Origin of the sequence: Mycobacterium sp. (assembly GCF_965229265.1) — a bacterium.
Lineage (GTDB): Bacteria > Actinomycetota > Actinomycetes > Mycobacteriales > Mycobacteriaceae > Mycobacterium.
The window spans coordinates 50,435-69,192 of the sequence record NZ_CBDDIY010000013.1; the positions used below are offsets into that span (position 1 = coordinate 50,435).

Annotated in this window: 25 protein-coding genes and 1 pseudogene; 10 read left to right on the forward strand and 16 right to left on the reverse strand. The window is 67.8% G+C overall.

What is annotated here, in order from left to right:
* Positions 1–10 precede the first annotated feature (10 nt).
* A complete protein-coding gene (locus ADBZ9K_RS22320) occupies positions 11–607 on the forward strand; it encodes a TetR/AcrR family transcriptional regulator (RefSeq protein ID WP_526625580.1) in 597 nt (198 codons plus the stop codon).
* A gap of 48 nt (positions 608–655) precedes the next feature.
* Here the strand turns inward: ADBZ9K_RS22320 and ADBZ9K_RS22325 are convergent, their stop codons facing one another.
* Both ADBZ9K_RS22325 and ADBZ9K_RS22330 read right to left on the reverse strand, forming a co-directional pair.
* Positions 656–946, reverse strand: a complete 291-nt coding sequence (locus tag ADBZ9K_RS22325; protein WP_526624406.1) for a hypothetical protein — start codon at positions 944–946, stop codon at positions 656–658.
* Positions 947–1,040: 94 nt separating this feature from the next.
* Positions 1,041–1,565 carry a hypothetical protein gene (locus ADBZ9K_RS22330; protein WP_526624408.1) on the reverse strand — a complete coding sequence of 175 codons (525 nt, stop codon included), beginning with the start codon at positions 1,563–1,565 and terminating at the stop codon, positions 1,041–1,043.
* 668 nt (positions 1,566–2,233) lie between these two features.
* Here ADBZ9K_RS22330 and ADBZ9K_RS22335 point away from each other — a divergent pair.
* Positions 2,234–3,844: an Ig-like domain-containing protein gene (locus ADBZ9K_RS22335; RefSeq protein ID WP_526624410.1), complete on the forward strand. Its 1,611-nt coding sequence runs from the start codon at positions 2,234–2,236 to the stop codon at positions 3,842–3,844.
* Between the two features lie 21 nt (positions 3,845–3,865).
* On the opposite strand, the gene ADBZ9K_RS22340 is transcribed toward ADBZ9K_RS22335, so the two are convergent.
* Positions 3,866–5,443 carry a PTS transporter subunit EIIC gene (locus tag ADBZ9K_RS22340; protein WP_526624412.1) on the reverse strand — a complete coding sequence of 526 codons (1,578 nt, stop codon included), beginning with the start codon at positions 5,441–5,443 and terminating at the stop codon, positions 3,866–3,868.
* 129 nt (positions 5,444–5,572) lie between these two features.
* Here ADBZ9K_RS22340 and ADBZ9K_RS22345 point away from each other — a divergent pair, with 129 nt between their 5' ends.
* From ADBZ9K_RS22345 to ADBZ9K_RS22370, 6 genes are all read left to right on the forward strand, one after another.
* A complete protein-coding gene (locus ADBZ9K_RS22345; protein ID WP_526624414.1) occupies positions 5,573–6,043 on the forward strand; it encodes a PTS sugar transporter subunit IIA in 471 nt (156 codons plus the stop codon).
* Positions 6,044–6,046: 3 nt separating this feature from the next.
* Entirely contained in the window at positions 6,047–6,832 is a 786-nt protein-coding gene (nagB, locus tag ADBZ9K_RS22350; RefSeq protein WP_526624416.1) for a glucosamine-6-phosphate deaminase, read from the forward strand.
* Positions 6,833–7,960 (forward strand): N-acetylglucosamine-6-phosphate deacetylase, encoded by a 1,128-nt coding sequence (nagA, locus tag ADBZ9K_RS22355; protein ID WP_526624417.1) that lies wholly within the window; start codon positions 6,833–6,835, stop codon positions 7,958–7,960.
* A 167-nt stretch (positions 7,961–8,127) separates the two neighbouring features.
* Positions 8,128–9,042, forward strand: a complete 915-nt coding sequence (locus ADBZ9K_RS22360) for an alpha/beta hydrolase (protein ID WP_526625581.1) — start codon at positions 8,128–8,130, stop codon at positions 9,040–9,042.
* 115 nt (positions 9,043–9,157) lie between these two features.
* Positions 9,158–9,616, forward strand: a complete 459-nt coding sequence (locus ADBZ9K_RS22365) for a DUF4262 domain-containing protein (protein ID WP_526624419.1) — start codon at positions 9,158–9,160, stop codon at positions 9,614–9,616.
* 25 nt (positions 9,617–9,641) lie between these two features.
* Entirely contained in the window at positions 9,642–9,959 is a 318-nt protein-coding gene (locus ADBZ9K_RS22370; protein WP_526624421.1) for a hypothetical protein, read from the forward strand.
* Here the strand turns inward: ADBZ9K_RS22370 and ADBZ9K_RS22375 are convergent, their stop codons facing one another.
* From ADBZ9K_RS22375 to ADBZ9K_RS22385, 3 genes are all read right to left on the reverse strand, one after another.
* Positions 9,960–10,652, reverse strand: coding sequence for a mycothiol-dependent nitroreductase Rv2466c family protein (locus ADBZ9K_RS22375; protein WP_526624422.1), 693 nt, complete (start codon positions 10,650–10,652; stop codon positions 9,960–9,962).
* Positions 10,649–11,431 carry a maleylpyruvate isomerase family mycothiol-dependent enzyme gene (locus ADBZ9K_RS22380; protein ID WP_526624423.1) on the reverse strand — a complete coding sequence of 261 codons (783 nt, stop codon included), beginning with the start codon at positions 11,429–11,431 and terminating at the stop codon, positions 10,649–10,651. The genes ADBZ9K_RS22375 and ADBZ9K_RS22380 overlap by 4 nt, the downstream gene beginning before the upstream one ends.
* A 72-nt stretch (positions 11,432–11,503) precedes the next feature.
* The gene (locus ADBZ9K_RS22385; protein WP_526625582.1) at positions 11,504–12,082 is read right to left on the reverse strand and encodes a M15 family metallopeptidase; all 579 of its coding nucleotides are present in this window, start codon (positions 12,080–12,082) and stop codon (positions 11,504–11,506) included.
* 68 nt (positions 12,083–12,150) lie between these two features.
* Here ADBZ9K_RS22385 and ADBZ9K_RS22390 point away from each other — a divergent pair, with 68 nt between their 5' ends.
* The gene (locus ADBZ9K_RS22390; RefSeq protein WP_526624425.1) at positions 12,151–13,116 is read left to right on the forward strand and encodes a lytic transglycosylase domain-containing protein; all 966 of its coding nucleotides are present in this window, start codon (positions 12,151–12,153) and stop codon (positions 13,114–13,116) included.
* A gap of 16 nt (positions 13,117–13,132) precedes the next feature.
* Here ADBZ9K_RS22390 and ADBZ9K_RS22395 read toward each other — a convergent pair whose 3' ends face one another.
* From ADBZ9K_RS22395 to ADBZ9K_RS22405, 3 genes are all read right to left on the reverse strand, one after another.
* On the reverse strand, positions 13,133–13,288 hold the full coding sequence (locus tag ADBZ9K_RS22395; protein ID WP_526624427.1) for a hypothetical protein: 156 nt from the start codon (positions 13,286–13,288) through the stop codon (positions 13,133–13,135).
* Between the two features lie 17 nt (positions 13,289–13,305).
* Complete coding sequence (locus tag ADBZ9K_RS22400) at positions 13,306–13,479, reverse strand: CsbD family protein (protein ID WP_526624429.1); 174 nt, start codon at positions 13,477–13,479, stop codon at positions 13,306–13,308.
* Between the two features lie 76 nt (positions 13,480–13,555).
* Positions 13,556–13,825 carry a S24/S26 family peptidase gene (locus ADBZ9K_RS22405; RefSeq protein ID WP_526625584.1) on the reverse strand — a complete coding sequence of 90 codons (270 nt, stop codon included), beginning with the start codon at positions 13,823–13,825 and terminating at the stop codon, positions 13,556–13,558.
* An 85-nt stretch (positions 13,826–13,910) separates the two neighbouring features.
* On the opposite strand from ADBZ9K_RS22405, the gene sodN reads away from it, so the two are divergent.
* Entirely contained in the window at positions 13,911–14,333 is a 423-nt protein-coding gene (gene sodN / locus ADBZ9K_RS22410; RefSeq protein ID WP_135427588.1) for a superoxide dismutase, Ni, read from the forward strand.
* A gap of 60 nt (positions 14,334–14,393) precedes the next feature.
* Here sodN and ADBZ9K_RS22415 read toward each other — a convergent pair whose 3' ends face one another.
* The 7 genes and pseudogenes from ADBZ9K_RS22415 to ADBZ9K_RS22445 all read right to left on the reverse strand — a co-directional run bounded on the left by ADBZ9K_RS22415 (position 14,394) and on the right by ADBZ9K_RS22445 (position 18,690).
* Positions 14,394–15,110 (reverse strand): NUDIX hydrolase, encoded by a 717-nt coding sequence (locus ADBZ9K_RS22415; protein WP_526625585.1) that lies wholly within the window; start codon positions 15,108–15,110, stop codon positions 14,394–14,396.
* Positions 15,111–15,130: 20 nt separating this feature from the next.
* Positions 15,131–15,535, reverse strand: a complete 405-nt coding sequence (locus tag ADBZ9K_RS22420) for a nuclear transport factor 2 family protein (protein WP_526624431.1) — start codon at positions 15,533–15,535, stop codon at positions 15,131–15,133.
* Between the two features lie 94 nt (positions 15,536–15,629).
* A complete protein-coding gene (locus tag ADBZ9K_RS22425) occupies positions 15,630–15,986 on the reverse strand; it encodes a VOC family protein (protein WP_135427592.1) in 357 nt (118 codons plus the stop codon).
* Positions 15,987–16,016: 30 nt separating this feature from the next.
* A complete protein-coding gene (locus ADBZ9K_RS22430) occupies positions 16,017–16,913 on the reverse strand; it encodes a hypothetical protein (protein ID WP_526624433.1) in 897 nt (298 codons plus the stop codon).
* A 7-nt stretch (positions 16,914–16,920) separates the two neighbouring features.
* Positions 16,921–17,349 (reverse strand): cupin domain-containing protein, encoded by a 429-nt coding sequence (locus tag ADBZ9K_RS22435; RefSeq protein ID WP_526624434.1) that lies wholly within the window; start codon positions 17,347–17,349, stop codon positions 16,921–16,923.
* Between the two features lie 12 nt (positions 17,350–17,361).
* Positions 17,362–18,085 (reverse strand): annotated as a pseudogene (locus ADBZ9K_RS22440) (SDR family NAD(P)-dependent oxidoreductase).
* A 14-nt stretch (positions 18,086–18,099) separates the two neighbouring features.
* A complete protein-coding gene (locus ADBZ9K_RS22445; protein WP_526624436.1) occupies positions 18,100–18,690 on the reverse strand; it encodes an RNA polymerase sigma factor in 591 nt (196 codons plus the stop codon).
* Positions 18,691–18,758: the final 68 nt, after the last annotated feature.

Consider the following 18,758-nt stretch of genomic DNA (forward strand, 5'->3'; position numbering starts at 1 on the left):
GCCGGAAAAAATGGACCTTCAAGTCCAGAAACTGACAGCGAAGGGCCGGGCCACGCGCCAGCGCATCATCGAGGGGGCTGCTGCCGAGATCCGGGACCACGGCGTCGCCCTCACCACGCTGGAGGACGTGATGGCCCGCACCAGGACGTCGAAAAGCCAGGTATTCCATTATTTTCCCGGCGGTAAGGACGAGTTGCTGCTGGCGGTCGCCGCACTCGAATCGCAGAGGGTGCTCGACGATCAACAGCCGCACCTGGACGCGTTGACGTCCTGGGCGGCTTGGCGGCGCTGGCGCGACGCCGTGGTCGACCGTTACCGGCGCCAAGGCCCGAATTGCCCGATCGCGGTGTTGATGTCAGAGATCGGCCGAACCACTCCCGGCGCCCGGGCGGTCACCGCCGAGCTGATGACCAGCTGGCACCGGGCGATCGCCACCGGCATCGAGTCGATGCAAGCACAGTCGAAGGTTGCCGGCTCGGTCAGTGCCGACCGGGCGGCAGCGTCGCTACTGGCCGGAATCCAGGGCGGTGTCGGCATTATGCTCGCCACCGGGGATCTGTCCTACCTGGAAGCCGCCCTCGACGAGGGCATCGCCGCACTGCGGTGATCCACCCGGGCGCTGCGCTCCCGCATTCGCGGGCCGGACGACCGAGGACTACCCGCCGTTCTGGGCCATTCCCCAGCAGGTGCCCCAGTGGTTCCAGTTGCAGGGCACGCCGTTCATCGTGGGGATCTGATTCGGCTGGAAGTTCGTCGACACGTCCGAGGGGCCGACGGCTTGGGGTACCTGTCCACCGGACTGGCCCGCCACGCACACTCCGGGGAACCGGGTCGGCACCGTCCCGCTAGGGCAGCCGTCGGCGGCCGCCGGTGCTGCGAACACCACTGGACTCAGGGCGATCGCCATCGCAAATGCCCCGGCATAGATCCGTCGTTTCACAGTCACCTGATTCCGCCTTAAGGGGCACACATACAGCCCCGCCCACAACCTAACCACGTTATCGGCGGCGCGACTACCCGCGTTAGCGACGATGACCTGCTCAGGGGCTGAGAACTCCGGTCTGTGGCACCGTAACCGACGGCAGGCCCGCGCCGCCCAGCGTGGACACCGCGCCCGAGGCTTGATTCGCAGTGCTCAGCAGCTGCATGAGCGGCGCGAAGTTGCCATTGGCGAGCTCGGTCATGACCGCCGGACATTGGGACTTGATGGCCTGCTCGGCCACGAACCCCGTGACCTGGGACGCGAGCCCACCGTAGCCGCCCGCTTCCGTGGCGTTGGACACCAGGCTGCCGCCCGGCTGCACGATCAACGGGCAGATCTGTTGTCCGATCTGCTCGATCAGCTGGGTGATCGGACCACCGTTTCCGATGCCCACGGTGCTCAGAACATTGGTGAACGTCGTGTCGGTCGGATCCGCGTGCGCCGAGGCCGGCCACGCAGTGGCGGCGATGAACACCCCGGCGGTGACGGCAACCGACCGCAGAGCCAACGACGCCCCGGCGCCCGCCCCCGTCCTGACCGGGTGGCCCGAGTTAGTGGGTGCGCTGCATGTGCGAACGGTCATGTGGTTTCCTACCCCGCCGGTTTGGCCCAGAAGCACGAGCCACAAATGTCACTTCGGTAACAGTGGTGCACTTGAGTCACGGTAAGAACACAGACCGGTAAAGGTTGGAACCCTATGCGTTTCCTCTGCGCGCTCTGTGCGGCGCCGGTGCGAGAATTCCCGGCCCCGGCGACACTGCGCTTGGCACGGCCACCGAGTGGCCTCTGACCGCAAATTTGTGAACGCTTGGTGGGCGGGATCTTGACCGAGGGTGTCGACCGTGAGTTGGTTGATTGAACTTGCCATCAATGCCCGCGATACCGGCGGTTTCAGTGCCTAACCTGTGCGTGGGCTTAGCGCCTTCTGTGTTGTCGACACCTACGTCGAGGGGCGGGCGGGTCGTGTATTCAGCAATTTTTGGTGCGCGTCTCGGTGCGGCTGTGTGTGCGCTGGGGATCGGACTGGCGTTGCCGCAAGCCGTCGGTGTCGCCACGGCCGACGACGGGGGCACTGGGTCATCCTCCCCGGAGACCGCGGGACCTGACCGCGGCGGTACTGCCCATGCCGCGATCACCCGGGGCTCGACGGGCCCGGCACGGGTAGGGGTAGCCAACCGCGCGGGCCGGATCGGGACGGCTCAGTCTGCGCGCTCGGCCGCGCCTCACGATCCAGCGCGCCGACATACTCGATTGACCGAACCGGACTCCACACCGACAGACACCGGCCGGGCCGGCGCGGCGACCTCGACAGCCGCAGCCCGCTCCGCGCAATCACCCTCGGCCGCAACGGAAGCGACGCCCGTCACCGCGTCGAATGCCGCCGATGGTGCACTTGGCCATCCCGCGCCGGGCTCGCCGTCAGTCGCGGCGGTGAACCCCATTGCCGCGCTCAACACCGGGATAGACGCTGCGATCGACGGCTGGTTGGGATCGGTGAGTTCGCTGCTCAACAGGTTGGGCACCAACCCCGCGGCGGAATTCCTCCAGGGCGCGTTTCTCCTGCTGCGTCGCGGACTGTTCAACCAGGCGCCGACCGCCGCCCCGTTCGAAAGCATCATCCGGGCCAACGGCCGACTGGAGGGAACGCTCGGCGCCGCCGACCCCGAAGGCGCCACACTCACCTACGCACTGGTCAGCGACCCCGCATACGGAACTGTGCAGGTCGACGCCGACGGCAGCTGGAAGTACACCCCCGGCGACGGCTTCAACGGCGCCGACGCCTTCACCGTGAGAGTCGACGACGGCGGGTTCAACATCTTCAACCCGTTCGCGGGCCCGAAGCAGGTCACCGTCACCGTCATCGACCGGGCCCACCTGGAGTTGCTCAACAGCTGGTCACCGGCCGCCGCGACGGCATTGCCCGCCGCGTCGACAATCTCGTTACCGGGAACATCTCAGCTGAGCGGCTTTACGCACAAGTACTACGTCACGAACTACACCCCGCAGGAAATGGAACTTACCGGGGTCACGGCCGAAGACGGTTATGAGGAGGACTGGGCTGGGCCGGCGACGGGCGCGGTGCTGGGGGTGGGCGATACCGCCATCTTCGAAGCGACCAAATACGTTTTCTACAACTTTGACGTACGAGCGTATTTCCAGAGCAAAGCCGACTCCGAGGACCAGTGGGTCCTCAAGATGCACAGCACGTTCATCGTGGACTCCGACGACGACAGCTCAGTCGCCAGTTGCACCAGCGGAAGCTGCTCATCGGATTGCACCAACACAAATTGCACAATCCACCTGACCGACGCCGTGGGCACCACCCTCACCCTGACCGACTTGACCGACGAACAACTGGTGAACGCGATCGACACGTTGTGCGATACGGATACCACCGGCGGCACATACGACTTCACGCCGACGTCCTACTACAGCGCGGCTGATTACTACGGTCCGTACAAAGACGTGTTCTCCCCCTACCAGAACAGCACCAGCGTCGAACAGAGCTACACCGCCACCGGAACGGTCACCAACACCTACACCGTGACCGACAAACTCACGCTGAGCACGAAGGTCAGCACGAAGGTGCTGGCTACGGTGGAAGCCTCTGTGTCCAGCGAGACATCGCAGACGTGGACCAGTACGTATACCGAGACGCTGTCCTACACGGTCAAGGTGCCCTCCATGACCCAGGTGAATTTTCAGTACGCCCCGCCGATCCAATCCGTGACCGGCACGTTCCACATGACGATCGGAAACACCGACGTCTATCTGCCCGACGTGACCTTCAACTACCCCGACACCAACCGGAAAGGTTCGATCAAGGCCACCGAGACCAGCCTGACGACGTCGACGGCCTAGCTCGTTCGCCGATGGTGAGGCTTACAGCGCGTCGTTGATCTCGTTCTTGAGCACCTCGGCCTGGGTGCCGAACACCGCCTGCACGCTGTTGCCAACCTCGATCACACCGGCCGCCCCAAGGCTGCGCAGCCGATCCCGATCCACCTTGGCGGTATCCACGACGTCCATCCGCAGGCGAGTGATGCAGGCGTCGACGGTGCGCAGGTTCTCCCGGCCGCCGAAGGCAGCGATGAGCTGCTCAGCCTTGCTGTCGACGGCCACCGGCGCGGTGGTCGTCGCGCCCCCGGAGCTGCCGACGTCCACCGCCGTGGCTGACTCGCCGCCCTCGCTGAGATTGGCCCGTTCCTCGGCCTCGAACTCGCTTTCCGGTTCACGCCCGGGTGTGCGCATGTTCCATTTCGTGATGGCGAACCGGAACAGCAGGTAGTACACCGCGAAGAAGACCAGCCCCATCACGATCAGCAGGGGGATGTTCTTGGCCGCCGGCGCGGTGCCGTAGAGCAGCAAGTCGATCAGCCCGGCCGAGAACGAGAAGCCCAGATGGATGTCGAGCAGGTAGGCGATCGCCAACGACAGCCCAGTCAGCACCGCGTGCACGATGTAGAGCGGGAACGCCACGAACATGAACGCGAACTCCAGCGGCTCGGTCACCCCGGTGAGGAACGCCGTCAGCGCGGCCGCCGACAGGATGCCGAACGCCACCTTGCGCTGCTTGATGTTCGCCACGTGGATCATCGCCAGCGCCGCCGCCGGCAGGCCGAACATCAGGATCGGATAGAAGCCCGAGGTGAGCAGGCCCGCGCTCGGGTCGCCCGCGGCGAACCGGCTGAGTTCACCGGTGACGACGTGGCCATCGGAGGTCGGGTAGCTGCCGTAGATGAACCAGACGTAGGAATTCAGGATGTGGTGCAGCCCGAGCGGAATCAGCATCCGGTTGGCGAAACCGTAGACGAATGCGCCCAACGCCCCTGCGCCACCGATGAATTTCCCGAGCCCGGTCAACCCGGCGTCGAAGATCGGATAGAAGTAGCTCATCGCGAAGGCAACCACCAGGACCACCAGGGACACGATGATCGGGACGAACCGGCGACCCCCGAAAAAGCCGAGATAGGGCGGCAGCGCGATGGTGTGATACCGGTCGAACAGCGCCGCGGTGATCAGACCGACAATGATGCCGCCGAACACGCTGTAGTTGATCTGCGCTTGATCACCGGCCTTGTCGAGCTCGCCGGCGAGCACGACCGGGGACATGGTCTTGAACACCGCCTGCATGACCAGATACCCCACGACCGCCGACAGCGCGGTCGACCCGTCGGCCTTGCGCGCGAATCCGATCGCGACGCCGACGGCGAACAGCAACGGCAGGTTGGTGAACAGCGCGCCGCCGGCAGCACTCATTGCCTGGAAGAACGGTCCGATGACCGGCGCCTTGATCCGGCCCAGCAGGTCGTCCTGCCCCAGCCGCAGCAGGATGCCCGCCGCGGGCAGTACCGCGATCGGCAGCATCAGGCTCTTGCCTAGCCGCTGCAATTGAGCGAAGCCCGGAATGCGTAGGCCCGATTTTCGTTGCGCCCCAGATTCTTTGGTGGATTCGCTCATGACCGGCGGTCCTCCCTTTGTTGCAGCCAAGCGAAAGCTTAGACAAACCTTCGCACGCCAGTCCTTGTTTCCGCCACGGTCGGACGGGCCGACTCTCTATCCTCGTGACCACCAGCAGAAGGAGTCGATGTGAGCCGTACGCCCGTCGTCGCACCGGTCGGTGGACGCGCCGTCACCCTCGGTGAGGTGCCCGATCCTGTTTTCTCCCAGGGCATGGTGGGGTACGGCGCTGCCGTCGATCCGCCGCATGAGGTGATCGACGCGGTCGCACCGGTCAGCGGCCGCGTGCTCAAGTTGATGCCGCATGCCTACATCATCATGACCGCCGACAATGTCGGGATCCTGGTTCATCTGGGCCTGGACACGGTCACGCTGCAGGGTGCGGGGTTCACCGCCCTGGTCACCGAGGGCGACAGCGTCAGCGCCGGCCAGGCAGTCATCACCTACGACGTACCCTCGGTGGTGGCCGCCGGCTTGAATCCGATCGTCCCGGTCGTCGTCATGGACGAGCGTGAGCCCGGAAATGTCGCGGTAGCCGATGCAGTCGCTACCGGCTCCGGAATAGCCTCCGGCTCAGCGCTTTTCACCGCGAACAGGTAGGTCATGGAAGTCGTCATCCTCGAGGACGCCCAGCAGATCGGCGGTATCGCCGCCGATGCCATCGAGGCGCTGCTGACCCGCACTCCCACCGCGGTGCTCGGGCTGGCCACCGGATCGTCACCGCTGGCGATCTACGACGAACTCATCGCGCGCTGCGCAGCCGGGCGAATCTCGTTTCGCCAGGCCCGTGGGTTCACCCTCGACGAGTACGTGGGACTGCCCGCCGATCACCCCGAGCGCTACCGCAACGTCATCGACACGGTGTTCGTCTCGCGGGTGGACTTCGCACCCGGTGCGGTCGCCGGCCCCGACGGCCTGGCCGCCGACATTCCCGCATCCTGCACGGGCTACGAGGAGGCGATCCGGGCGGCGGGCGGCGTCGACCTGCAGATCCTGGGCATCGGCACCGACGGCCACATCGGCTTCAACGAGCCGGGGTCCTCGCTGGCGTCCCGAACCCGGATCAAAACCCTGACCCGCCAGACCCGCACGGACAATGCCCGCTTCTTCGACGACGACGTCGACCGGGTACCCACCCACTGCCTGACCCAGGGCTTGGGGACGATCATGGACGCCCGGCACGTCATCCTGGTGGCTACCGGGCGCAACAAGGCCGAAGCGGTGCACCAGCTCGTCGAGGGACCGGTGAGCGCCATGTGGCCGGCCACCATCCTGCAGCACCACCGCCATGTCACGGTGCTGCTCGACGACGCCGCGGCCCGGCGCCTGCGGCTGGCCGACTACTACCGGGAGACCTACCGGTCCAAACCCGCGTGGCAGGGCATCTGAGTGCTGCTGACCGCGCGGACCCTTCTCACCGGCCGGGAACTGTTGCGTCCGGGCTGGATCGAGGTCTCCGGTGCGACGGTGCGCCGGGTGGGCTCGGGCGCTGCGCCCGGTCCGGCCGACCGCGAGCTGGAGACGGTGGTGCCGGGTTTTGTCGACACCCACGTGCACGGCGGCGGCCGGGCGGACTTTTCGGCGGCGACGCGGGCCGCCACCGAGGCAGCGGTGCAGCTGCATCGCCGGCACGGAACCACCACGCTGGTGGCGTCGCTGGTCTCGGCCGGGCGGGCCGACCTGCCGCGCCAGGTCGAAACGCTGGCCGGCCAGGTTCGCGACGGGCTGATCGCCGGTATCCACCTGGAGGGTCCGTGGCTGGCAGCGGCGCGCTGCGGTGCCCACGATCCGGTGTTGCTGCGTGATCCGGACGCCGCCGAACTCGACCGGGTGCTCGAGGTGGGCGCCGGCACCATCCGGATGGTCACGCTGGCGCCGGAGCGGACCGGTGCGCTGGCGGCCATCGAACGGGTCGTGGCTGCCGGCGTGGTGGCGGCGGTGGGCCACACCGATGCGACGTATGAGCAGACCCGCGCGGCGATCGCCGCCGGGGCGACGGTGGGGACGCATCTGTTCAACGCGATGCGCCCGATCCACCACCGCGAGCCCGGCCCGGTGATCGCGCTGCTGGAAGACCCCCGGGTGACGGTGGAACTGATCGCCGACGGTGTGCATGTCGACCCCGCCCTGTATCGGCACGTGACGCGGGCGGTCGGGCCGGACCGGCTCTCGCTGGTCACCGATGCCATGGCCGCCGCCGGGGTGGCCGACGGGCGCTACGAGATCGGGCCGATGGCCGTCGAGGTCGCGGACGGGGTGGCCCGGCTGGCCGGAACGACGACCATCGCCGGAAGCACCACGACGATGGACCGGGTCTTCCGGTTCGCGGTGACCCACAGCGACCTGCCCCGCGACGAAGCGCTGCTGCTGGCGGTCCGGCAGTCCTCGGTCAATCCCGCCCGCGCGCTGGGGTTGGGCTCACCGGTGCTGACCGCCGGCGGTCCCGCCGATCTGGTGGCGCTCGACGCCGGCTTGGCGGTGACCGGCGTGCTGTGCGCCGGTGCCTGGACGGCCTGATCGGCCCTGTTGTCCTAATGCCTTGATAACAAAGGCATTACGGCCCGCATGGCAGACGGGGCGAAAACGGCTGGCGCTGCTAACTTGCCGTGGTGTCGACATCTGCCAAGGATCTGTTGGCCCGGTGGGCTGTCGTCACTGTCGTGACCGTGGTGGGCCTGGCCCTGATGGCCGTCGGCCAGCCGGGCACCGCGGCCGCCTACTCCCGCGAGGGCCTGCCGGTCGAGCAGCTCGATGTTCCCTCACCGGCGATGGGTCGCACCATCGGCGTGCAGTTCCAGGGCGGCGGCCCGCACGCGGTCTACCTGCTGGACGGCTTGCGTGCCCGCGACGACGCCAACGGCTGGGACATCAACACCGCCGCGTTCGAGTGGTACTTCCAGTCCGGCCTGTCGCTGGTGTTGCCGGTCGGCGGCCAGTCCAGCTTCTACAGCGACTGGTATCAACCCGCGGCCGGGACGAACGGGACCCTCACCTACAAGTGGGAGACCTTCCTGACCCAGGAACTGCCCGCCTGGCTCGCCGCCAACCGGGGTATCGCACCGACGGGGAACGCAGTCGTCGGCTTGTCGATGTCGGGAAGTGCCGCCCTGACGCTGGCGATCTGGCATCCCACCCAATTCATCTTCGCCAGTTCACTTTCCGGGTTCCTCAACCCGTCGCTGGGCCTGTGGCCCACGCTGATCAGCTTTGCTATGAAGGACGGCGGCGGCTATCGGGCCCGCGACATGTGGGGCCCGTCCGGCGATCCGGCGTGGCAGCGCAACGATCCAATGGTCAACATCCCGCGGCTGGTGGCCAATGGCACCGCCGTCTGGATCTATTGCGGCACCGGCGCGCCCTCCGAACTCGACAACAGTGACGACCCCAGCTTCGGCGGGCTTTTCACGGCCGGCTACCTGGAGAACATCACCTTGAACACCAACAAGGAGTTCCAGCGCAACTACCTGGCCGCCGGCGGCCGCAACGCGGTATTCAACTTTCCGCCGAGCGGTACCCACAGCTGGGGTTACTGGGGTTCGCAGCTGCAGGCGATGAAGGGCGACTTACAGCGGGTCCTGGGCACCACCCCCACCGGCTAGCGGCCCTCGGGACACCCGCACCGATCCGTCGCGAATGTATGTTCGATTTCTTGTCGTACCCCCGGTGCATGGTGTGGGTGAGCCAGCCGACGAAAGGGGCACCGCAATGTGCTGGATGTGCGACCACCCGGGCAGCACCGTGACCGACTACCTCGATGAGGTGCGGGCCAAGATCCTGCGGCGGGGGTGGGCGGTGCAGTACGTCGAAGACCCGCAGATGCCCTACGCGTACACCGTCGGCCTGAGCGACTACGACGTGCCCGAGCTGCTGATGACCAATGTGTCACCGCAACGGGCAGCGCGGGTCTTGAACGGATCGGCCGAGCACATCCTGCGCGGCGCGGAACTGACCCCGGGCCAGCAGTTCACCCTCTGCGGCGGGCCGCTGTTGGAGGTGGTCGAGGTCGAGCACCCCGACGCACACATGGGCATGGCGATCGCCCTGTACGGCGCCGAGGTGCGCGCCCAGCAGCTGGTCTGGGCCGACGGGCGCGGTCGGTGGCCCTGGGCCGGCGATTTCTGCGATCGCGAAAGCCGGCAGCCGGTGCTGGGGGTACGCGCGCGAGCGGCGTGACCCGCGGTGATGGCACACTACGCAGGTGGCGCAACGAATCGTGCTGGTGGACAGCCAGACCGCGGCCACCCTCGCCCAGGTACTTCCCCTGCTGTTGCTCACGCTGGCGGTGGAACTGCGCCGGACGCAACGGCATCGGGGACTGTCCCGGTTGCGCATTGGCGTGTTCCTGGCCCTGTTCGGGGTGGTCGAGACCGTCCTGGTGCTCTCGATCGACGGGGCGTTCTTTCCATTCCAGTGGTTCGACATCATCTCGGCGGCGATCATCTTCGGCTTGATGTCGCTGATCTTCGCTTTGTCCCTGTCGGACCCGTCCAGGCACAAACAGAACAAGGACAAGTAGCTAGTCGCCGAAGGTGATGACCTCTCCGCGATTGATCGACACCCAGTCGCGGGCCTCGAGGTACGGGCGGAACGTCTCGGCGATCAACTGCTCGTCGGCCGGCGTCTTGGGCCGTTGCAGCTCGTAGAGGTGCGGGAACTCCGTCCAGGCCACCACCGCGTCCCACAGCCGCACGGCCGCCGCGCCGGTCGGCGGGTCGATCAGCACCGGCCCGAATAGGCATTGCCCGTCGGGGAAGAACAGGGTCGGCACCCCGTACCCGTCGGCCGCCACCACCCGGCGGTGGTCGGCCAGCACGTCGTCGTTGGTCGTCGGATCGGCGATGGCTTGGTCGACCAGGGCCGGATCGAAACCCAGCTCCTCGAGCAGATGCCGCGCCACCGCCGGGTCGTGGGGCTTGTGCCCGTCCACGTGCAGGGCCTGACCGGCGCGTTGGTACCAGGCCTCCAGATCGGCCATCGACCGGCGGCGCAGCAGCGCCCCGATGCGCATCATCGACCACCCATAGGACCAGTCGCGCTCCCACGGGTGCTTCTTGCCGTCCTGGCGGTTGATCTCTTCGAGGCTGAAGAAGCGCCAGTTCACCACCAGGTCCGTCCGGTCGCGGACCTCACGGATCCACCGCGACGTCTGGTAGGCGTACGGGCACATCACGTCGAAGTGGAAGTCGACGGACTCCGGCCGGCCGGTCACATCGTGAACCTCAGGTTGCGGGCGGCCCGTTCGCCGAGGTCGGCGTCCCCGGCCCAGCTGACGACGCCGGCGTCGATCTGAGCCTGCGGATCGATCCGACCGCATGCAAGCATGATGAATGTCGTCGAGTCGGTCGTCAGTGTGGCGCCCGGATTATCAAGGTGGGCAACCTGTTTGGCACGACCGTCGACGGCGACGGCGATTTCGCGCTCGACCGGCCCGGTCAGCCGGAAGGCGATGCTGCCCCCATCGGGGACACCCACCTTCTTGCCGGCGATGTAGCCGATCGAACTCTCGACCTCACCCAGCGCGATCTCGGCGGCCACCCCGGCGTCGTCGGTGGCGCGGCGCAGCGGAATCGTGATGTCGCGGACATGCACCCAGAAGTCGAAGACCCGGATCTGCAGGAAGCGCCCGTAGGTGCCGGGGCCGACCGGCATCCACGACGGGCGCTCCAGGTCGTCCGCGGTCAGTGCGGCCAGGTCCTTGCGCCTGGCGGCGAAGACGGCCCGGACTTTCTCGACCAGGACGGCGGGATCGTCGGTCCCGGCCAGGAAGTCCGCCGCCTGCTCCAGCGGCGGCGGGGTGGTGGTGTCGTGCGGCAACCAGCCGACCATGACGGCCTCGATGCTGGTGACGTGCTGGACAACGCTGCGAACGTCCCAGTCCGGGCACAGTGACTGCGCTTTCCAGTCGGCGTCGCTCAGGTCGGCGCACAGGCCTTCGATCGACGTGTAACAGGCCTCGAGCGCGGCGCGGATCTCGTCCAGACTCCTCATAATGCCGATCAAACTACGCCGCAGCCCGTTGCGGGTCCGATCGGGACTCAATCCAGGTCCCGACGCCGCCGGTCAGCCGGCAGCGTTGGGGAGCAGCGGCGGGCAGGCGCCGCCCGGGTCGGTGGCCAGCTCGAAATGCCACAGTTCGTTGGCATAGATCTGACACAGCCCGAATCGCGCGCCGTTGGCGATCAGCCATTGGTCGGCGCCGAGGCCGCCGACGTCGACGGCCTCGCCGATGACGTGCTTGGAGGCCTCGGGCGTCTGCACGTACTGGCGCGCGGCCGCGAAGCTGCCGTAGGTCGCCACGGCGTCGTCGAGGAGACGCTGCTGGAATTCCGGCGAGCGCCACCCGGAGGTGATCGTCAGGGTGATGCCGTCGGCCGCGGCCGCCGTCGCGGCCTGCTGGACCGCGTCGAGCAGGTGCGGATCCAGGCGCCCGACCGCCGGATTCGCCACGTCGAACGGGGTGAGGATCTGACCGTCGGCCAGCGAACCGTCACCGGGCGCTGTCGTCGGCGGCTCGACGCTGACGGTGTTGTCGGCCAACGCAATTGGCGGCAATAGCTGCGCCGTTCCGGCGGCGCTCAGTGCCACCGCCGCGGTCGTGACGGCACCGGCCAACCTGGCCGCGGCGATCCTGACATTCATCCGCATGACTGCCTCATCATCGCTGAAGGGGCTGTTCTGGTGGCAATCGGGTGTGCCCGTCGCCGTCGATGCGCCAGACTCGGGCGGTGCGTATTCACGCGTGGACTCTGGCCGCCGCCGCGGCTCTGCTTACGGTCGGGTGCTCCACACCGGCCGGCCCGCCCGCGGCGACCGGCCTTTCCGGGCCGCCCGGGTCCTCGGTGCCTGCCGCCGCGCTCGCCTCGACGACGGCGGTGGCCGCCGACGCCGCCGACCCACCCGGTGCACAGCCGCGGCTGGCCGCCGACCCTGTGCAACTCGGTGATGACCTGGTGGCCGACGAGCTAGCCCTGCGCGACCCGGCGACACCCGAGGCGGGTCTGGTGGAGGCCGCCCGCCGCCAGCAGGCCGCCTACCGCAGCATCGGACGCCACCCGGAGTGGGACGCCATCATTCGGCCGCGGATCCCGGACACGTTGGCCGAGGTCTACGACCGCAACGTCGATGCCCGTCGGCAGCTGGCCGCCATGGCCCATGTCCGGGATACGCTGCCGGCCTGGCACATCGAGCCGCCGGCTCCTGCCGCGGAACTGCTCGACTACTACCGGGAGGCCGAAGCAGCCACCGGCGTTGGATGGAATTACCTGGCCGCCATCAACCTCATCGAGACGAGACTGGGCAGCATCGTCGGGGTCAGCACCGCCGGCGCCGACGGCCCCATGCAGTTCCTGCCGTCGACGTTCGCCGCTTACGGCGATGGCGGCGATATCCGAGCGCCGCGCGACAGCATCCTGGCCGCGGGCCGCTATCTGGCCGCCAACGGATTCAGTGCCGACCCCGATCACGCCATCTACCGCTACAACCATGCCGACCAGTACGTGGCCGCGGTCAAGCAGTACGCGGCGATACTGGCCGCCGATCCGGCAGCGTTCACGGGTTACTACCGGTGGGAGGTCTATTGCACCACCGTCGACGGTGACGTCCTGCTGCCCATCGGCTACGCCGCGGACGCCCCCGTGCCGGTCGGCGAGTACCTGGCCACCCACCGGCAATAACCCGCGGGCCCGGCGGTCAGGTCTCGTCGGCGACCTGGTGCCTGTCCTGATGTCGAGCCGGCGCCGCCGGGTCGTCATTCTGGTGTTCGAGCTGATACTGCTCGAGGCGCTGGTCCTCGGTGGTCTCGGTGGCATCCGCCGGCGTAACCGGCGACTCGTTGCCCTGCGTCATACCGTCCGGTCCGGCAGTCAGCTCTTGAAGGCGTCCTTGACCTTCTCGCCGGCGTCCTTCAGGTTCGCCTTGACCTGGTCGACCTTGCCTTCGTTCTCGGTGCTCTTGTCACCCGTGGCGCGGCCTGCGCCTTCCTTGGCCTTGCCGGTGATGTCCTCGACCTTGTTGCTGATCTTGTCGGAGATGCCCATGACGAGCCCCTTTTCCCTTGACGTGCCGTTGGCTGTGGTCCGACCCCGGGTGCCTCGGGACGGCCGCGGCGAAACCTCAGCGCCCGCGCACGGTCCAGAGCACCCGGTAGGTGCCGGCCGCCGGAATCCAGCCGAACTGGCGCGAGTCGACGACGCCGGGGGCTTGGGGATTGTCGGAGCGGGCTTCGAACGTCGCGTCCGGCCCGCGCCCGCGCACCTCGCCGACGCGCTTGACCAGCCAGCGCGACGGCAGCGTCGGATCGGGGAACACCCGCAGCTGCCCGCGCCGCACGACACCGCCCCGCAACGACAACAGCCCGTCACCCGGGCGCAACGTCGGACGCATCGAGTCCTCGACCACCAGGAATCGGCGCAGCGGCCAGTGCCGGAGCCCATGGTTGTCACCCACCTTGAAAGGGTAAGTTAAGCCCATGCTGCATCGACTTTTCGCCAACGCCACCCCCGCCCATGCCCACTGCGATCTGTACTGCGGTGTCTATGACCCCGCGCAGGCCAAGATCGAGGCGCTGTCCTGCCTCAAGACGATCCAGAAGTACAACGATTCCGACGACGAGCACTTCCGCACGCGCGCCATCATCATCAAGGAGCAGCGCGCCGAAGAGGTCAAGCATCACCTGATGGTGCTGTGGGCCGACTTCTTCACCAAGGAGCACTTCGAGCAGTTCCCGAACCTGCATCAGCTGTTCTGGGACGGCGTGCACGGAGCCGGTGACGTGAAGAAGTCCACCGACGCCGCGGTGGCCGAGAAGCTGCTGGAGACCATCGACAAGATCTCCGACATCTTCTGGCAGACCGAGAAGGCCAAGGGCATGGGCGTCTACCCGCCTGCCTGACCCCGTCCACTTCTAGTGCCGCGCGGCCGGTCCGGCCGCGCGGTACTTGCGTTTCGGGAGTCACTTCCAGGCGAACAGCGGTTGCTCCAGTTCGTCGACCGGGTCGTGGCGGCCCTCCAGGCCCAGCCAGCGCAGCTGCAGCAGGACCGCGCCCGTCGGCGCGTGGATCAAGTCATTGCCCAGCGGGATCTGCACGACCGGACGCGGGCTTTCGGCAATGGTGATGAACCGCGGCGAGTCCGGGCGCTGCAGGTGATGCAAACCCACCCGGTAGACCGCCACCACCTCGTCGGGCGCGGGTCGCGGATCGAGCCGCCCCCCGCCCCAGATCACCACCGGGGTGATCACGTAACCCGAGCGGGTGGGGTAGTCGTCGAGCAGGCCCAGCACCGACGAGTCGGGCAATGCGACACCAACCTCCTCGTCGAGCTCGCGCAGCGCGGCGTCGACCACGCTCTCCCCCGGGTCGAGCCGCCCCCCGGGCAGCGCCCACTGAGCGGCATGCGAGCTCAGCCGAGAGGCCCTGCGGCACAACAGGAATGCCGCACCTCCGGACACGTCGGTCATCCGCCCGTCCAAGCCGGGCTCCATCGGGCGGCCCGCGATCCAATCGTCAACGGGGGCGGGATCGACCCGGTCCTCGCCGGCCTCCGAGTCGACGACCACCACCGCTACGGCGGCGTGCCGCTTGGTCGGGTCGGTCACGGTGCGGCGCTGGTGACCAGCCAGGTGTCCCCGGATCCGCTCGCGCAACCCTTGGTCATAACTGATCGTCACCGGCTGGCCATCATCCACGGCTAGCCCGTCACCACCCGCACGGTCGTGAACGTCCGGCGCGCGATCCGCCACCCGTCGGCCGCGCGCACCATCTCGTCGTCGTAGAACCCGGTCGCATTGATCCCGGAAGCGTTGTCGGCCGCCATGATCCAGACATCAACGTAGCTGCGAGCCGCTGCCCGATCCCCATCCACATCGATCGCCTGGTTGGTGATGCGGTGCAGGGTGTGACCGGCCCCCGCATGCGCAGCGTCCATGAATTCGGTGACCGCTTCCACCCCTTCCCACACTCCGATCTCGCCGTAGTCGAGGCGGCAGTCGGGGGTGAACACGCTGCGAAAGAGGTCCCAGTCGCGCCGGTCGATGCCGGTGGCGTAGCGCACCAGCAGATCCGAGATGTCCTGGCGGTCTTGGTATTCGCCCATGCGAAAACTCCGTTCGGGTGACGATACGCACTGCCCTGCACATCCTCGCCCAGTATGTCAGTGCATCGGAGCAGCGCGGCCCGAACTGCGGTGGCTACTTGCGCGCCAGCGGGCTGTAGAAGACCAGGCCGTTGCCCTTGTTGTCGTAGACCACGGCGCGGCGCTCGTGGGCGTCGTCGTAGGGGCCCTTGACGATGCCGCCGCCACTGGCCTCGACGGCCTTCGCCGCGGCGTCCACATCGGCGGTCTTGATACCGACGACGACCTGGCCGGGAATGGGATGGTCGATCTCAGTGGCCAACGCCAGCGTGACCGCACCCCCATCGAGGGCCGCGAAATGGGTGCCGTCGCGGAACTTCACCGCCATGCCCAGCGTGTCGCTGTAGAACCGGATCGATTCATCCAGGTCGTCCGTCGACAGGATGATCATCTTGACTTCGTGCTCGCTCACTGTGCCTCCTGTGTTTGAAGCGCCTCCAGATTAGGCCAGCACGGCGGGCCTCCCGCTGCCGGCCTCGTCGTGGGCGGTGCGGGCGCCCGGATCCAACCACTGCGCGATGTTGCGGACGTAGTCCTTGAAGGCCGCTAGCCGAGCCGGGTCGGCTTTGATCTGGGTGCCCGGCTGCTCGCTGACGAATGACGGGGCTCCGCAATCCAAATCCCAGTTGTAGTCGGCGAAATGATGGAACGTCGACTCGGCCAGTGCCCGGCCCATCGGGGCGCCGTCGGCGTCGCGTTCGCCGTCGAGCACCACGGCGAGGTTGAAGCGCCGGCCGGTGGCCGTGCTGCGTCCTTTCGCCAGCACGGTGGCGCAGGCGATGCTCGCCGAGACCGCTCCTTCGTGCGGGTGGGCCGGGAACCACTCGATGCGCCCGCTGGCCGTCGTCGCGGTGCGCAGCAGTTCGTGTCCGGGCGCGTCGACGAGTACCGGCTGATAATCGCCGTTGGCGCCGGAATGGTAGTTCGGCCACGCGATCGTCGGGGTGTCCCGGTCGTCGCACAGGTGGCTCTGGTCGACGCTGGTGTCCTGGAAGACGTTGACCACGCCCAGCGATCCGAGCCGGGCCAGGCAGCACCCGAGATCCTGGTGATCGCGGGCGGTGAGCACACCGCCGCCGCGGCGGCGGAACCGCAGGATCGCGTCGGCCTCGGCCTCGGTCAGGCCGTCTCCGGTGTCGACGGCCATCAACCACATTTGGTCGAAAGGCAGCTCGTCGAGGTGGCGCAGGACTGGGTCGTCCTGGCCGCGTGCGGTGCGATTACGGGCGACGACGTCGTGGCCTGCGGCGCGTAGTTCGGCGGCCACCAGACGGAACCGGGTGATGTCCCAGTCGTCGGGGTGGGCGGGGATGGTGGTCTGAAGCAGTATTCGTGACATCGCCAGTTCAGTTCCTTCCGGGAGTGGGGTCGGCCGGCACGCGCCGGTGAGCGCGGGCGGCCAGTTCGTCGTCGTCGACGAGTTCGAGCATCGGCCGGTCGGGGACACAGACCATGGTGACGACGAACCGGCTGGGGATGTCGTCGCGGTTGTTGGCGTCTGAGTAGTGGATGACGTCACCGCCGGGCTCCCAGAAGGCCTCGCCCGCGCGGATGACGCGGGGCGGCTCGCCTTCCAGCTCGAACAGCATCTCCCCGTCCAGCATGTAGCCGAAAGCAGGACCGCTCGGATGGCGATGCGGCGGGGCCCCGGCGCTGCCGGGCGGGTACTCGATGACGACCGTCATCACCTCAGCCCCGTCGGGGATGAACGGCGGGTGCACTTCCTGGACAACGGTCAGTGCGTTCTCCCATTGGGCGTCATAGGTTTTCGTCATGATCCTCTCCTGTCAGACGGCACTGCCGCCGCCGTCGGCGTGCAGTGTCGAGCCGGTGATGAAACTCGATCGCGGTGAGGCCAGGAAGAGCACCGCTTCGGCGATCTCCTCGGGTTCGGCGGTGCGCCCGAGCGGCAGCGCGCGCCCGAGTTCGTCGTTGGTGGCGCCCCCATTCCGCCTGGACGCCTTCGGTTCTGGTGGGCCCGGGGGCCACGCTGTTGACCCGCACTCCGCGAGATCCGAACTCGGCAGCCCATGCGCGGGTGAGCGATTCGACCGCGGCCTTGGACGCACCGTAGGTGGACGCACCGGCGACGCCCTTGACGGCGACCATCGAGGTGATGTTGACGATGCTCCCGCGCCCACGATCCAGCATTCCGCGGACCAGGCCCGCGGTCAGGAAGTAGGTGCCGCGGACGTTGGTGTCGAAGGTCTTCTCGAAACCCGGCAGATCCTGCTCGACGGTCAGCGCTCCGGGGAAGCTGGCGGCGTTGTTGACCAGGATGTCCACGTCGCCGGCCTGGTCCACGAGCAATCTCACCGAATCCGCGTCGGACAGGTCCGCCCGGATGAACCGCGCGCCACCACCGATCCGCTCGAGGGCCCGCTCGCCTCGGTGCCGATCCCGTCCGGTGACGATCACCGATGCGCCGGCCCCGGCGAGCAGCCGGGCGCACGCCAGGCCGATGCCGGCGGTACCGCCGGTGACGAGTGCGCTGCGGCCGGCCAGTTCCATGGCGTCCACGCCGCTCATGCGATCTGGGCGATCGGCGCGTGCACGGTGTCGGCAAGTGCGGCGCGCAGCCGCTGCCGGCCCCGCGACACCCGCGACATCACGGTTCCACGGGGAACGTTCAGGATCGCGGCGGCTTCGGTGAAGGTATGGCCCTGCACCTCGGTGTAGAACAGGGCGGTCCGGAACCCTTCCGGGAGAGTCGCCATGGCCGACCTGATGTCGTGATCGGGCCAACCGTTGAGCGCCTCGGCCTCGGCCGAGCGAGCTGCGCCGGAGGTCCGGGCCACTCCGCCGGCCAGGTCACCCCCGGTCGCGTCGTCGACGAGTACCTCGACGGGCCTGCGCTGCTTGGACCGATAGGTGCTCACCCACCGGTTGTGCAGGATCCGGTGCAGCCAGGCCCGAAAGTCGGTGCCGTCCTGGAAGGTGTGGAAGCCGATGAACGCGTGCAACAGGGTGTCCTGCAGCAGGTCTTCGGCGTCGGCGGAGGTCCGGGTGAGCCCACGGGCCCGGCGCAACAGGGCATCGAGCAGGGGTTCGGCGTCTCGGGCGAACCGCGTGGCGGCATCCTCACCGGATACGCGGGTTGCGGGCGTGACGGTCATGGTCGGATCTCCTCTGGGCGGTGCCTGGCTGTCGACATCAGCCTGACGACCGCCGAGGTGAAGCGAAC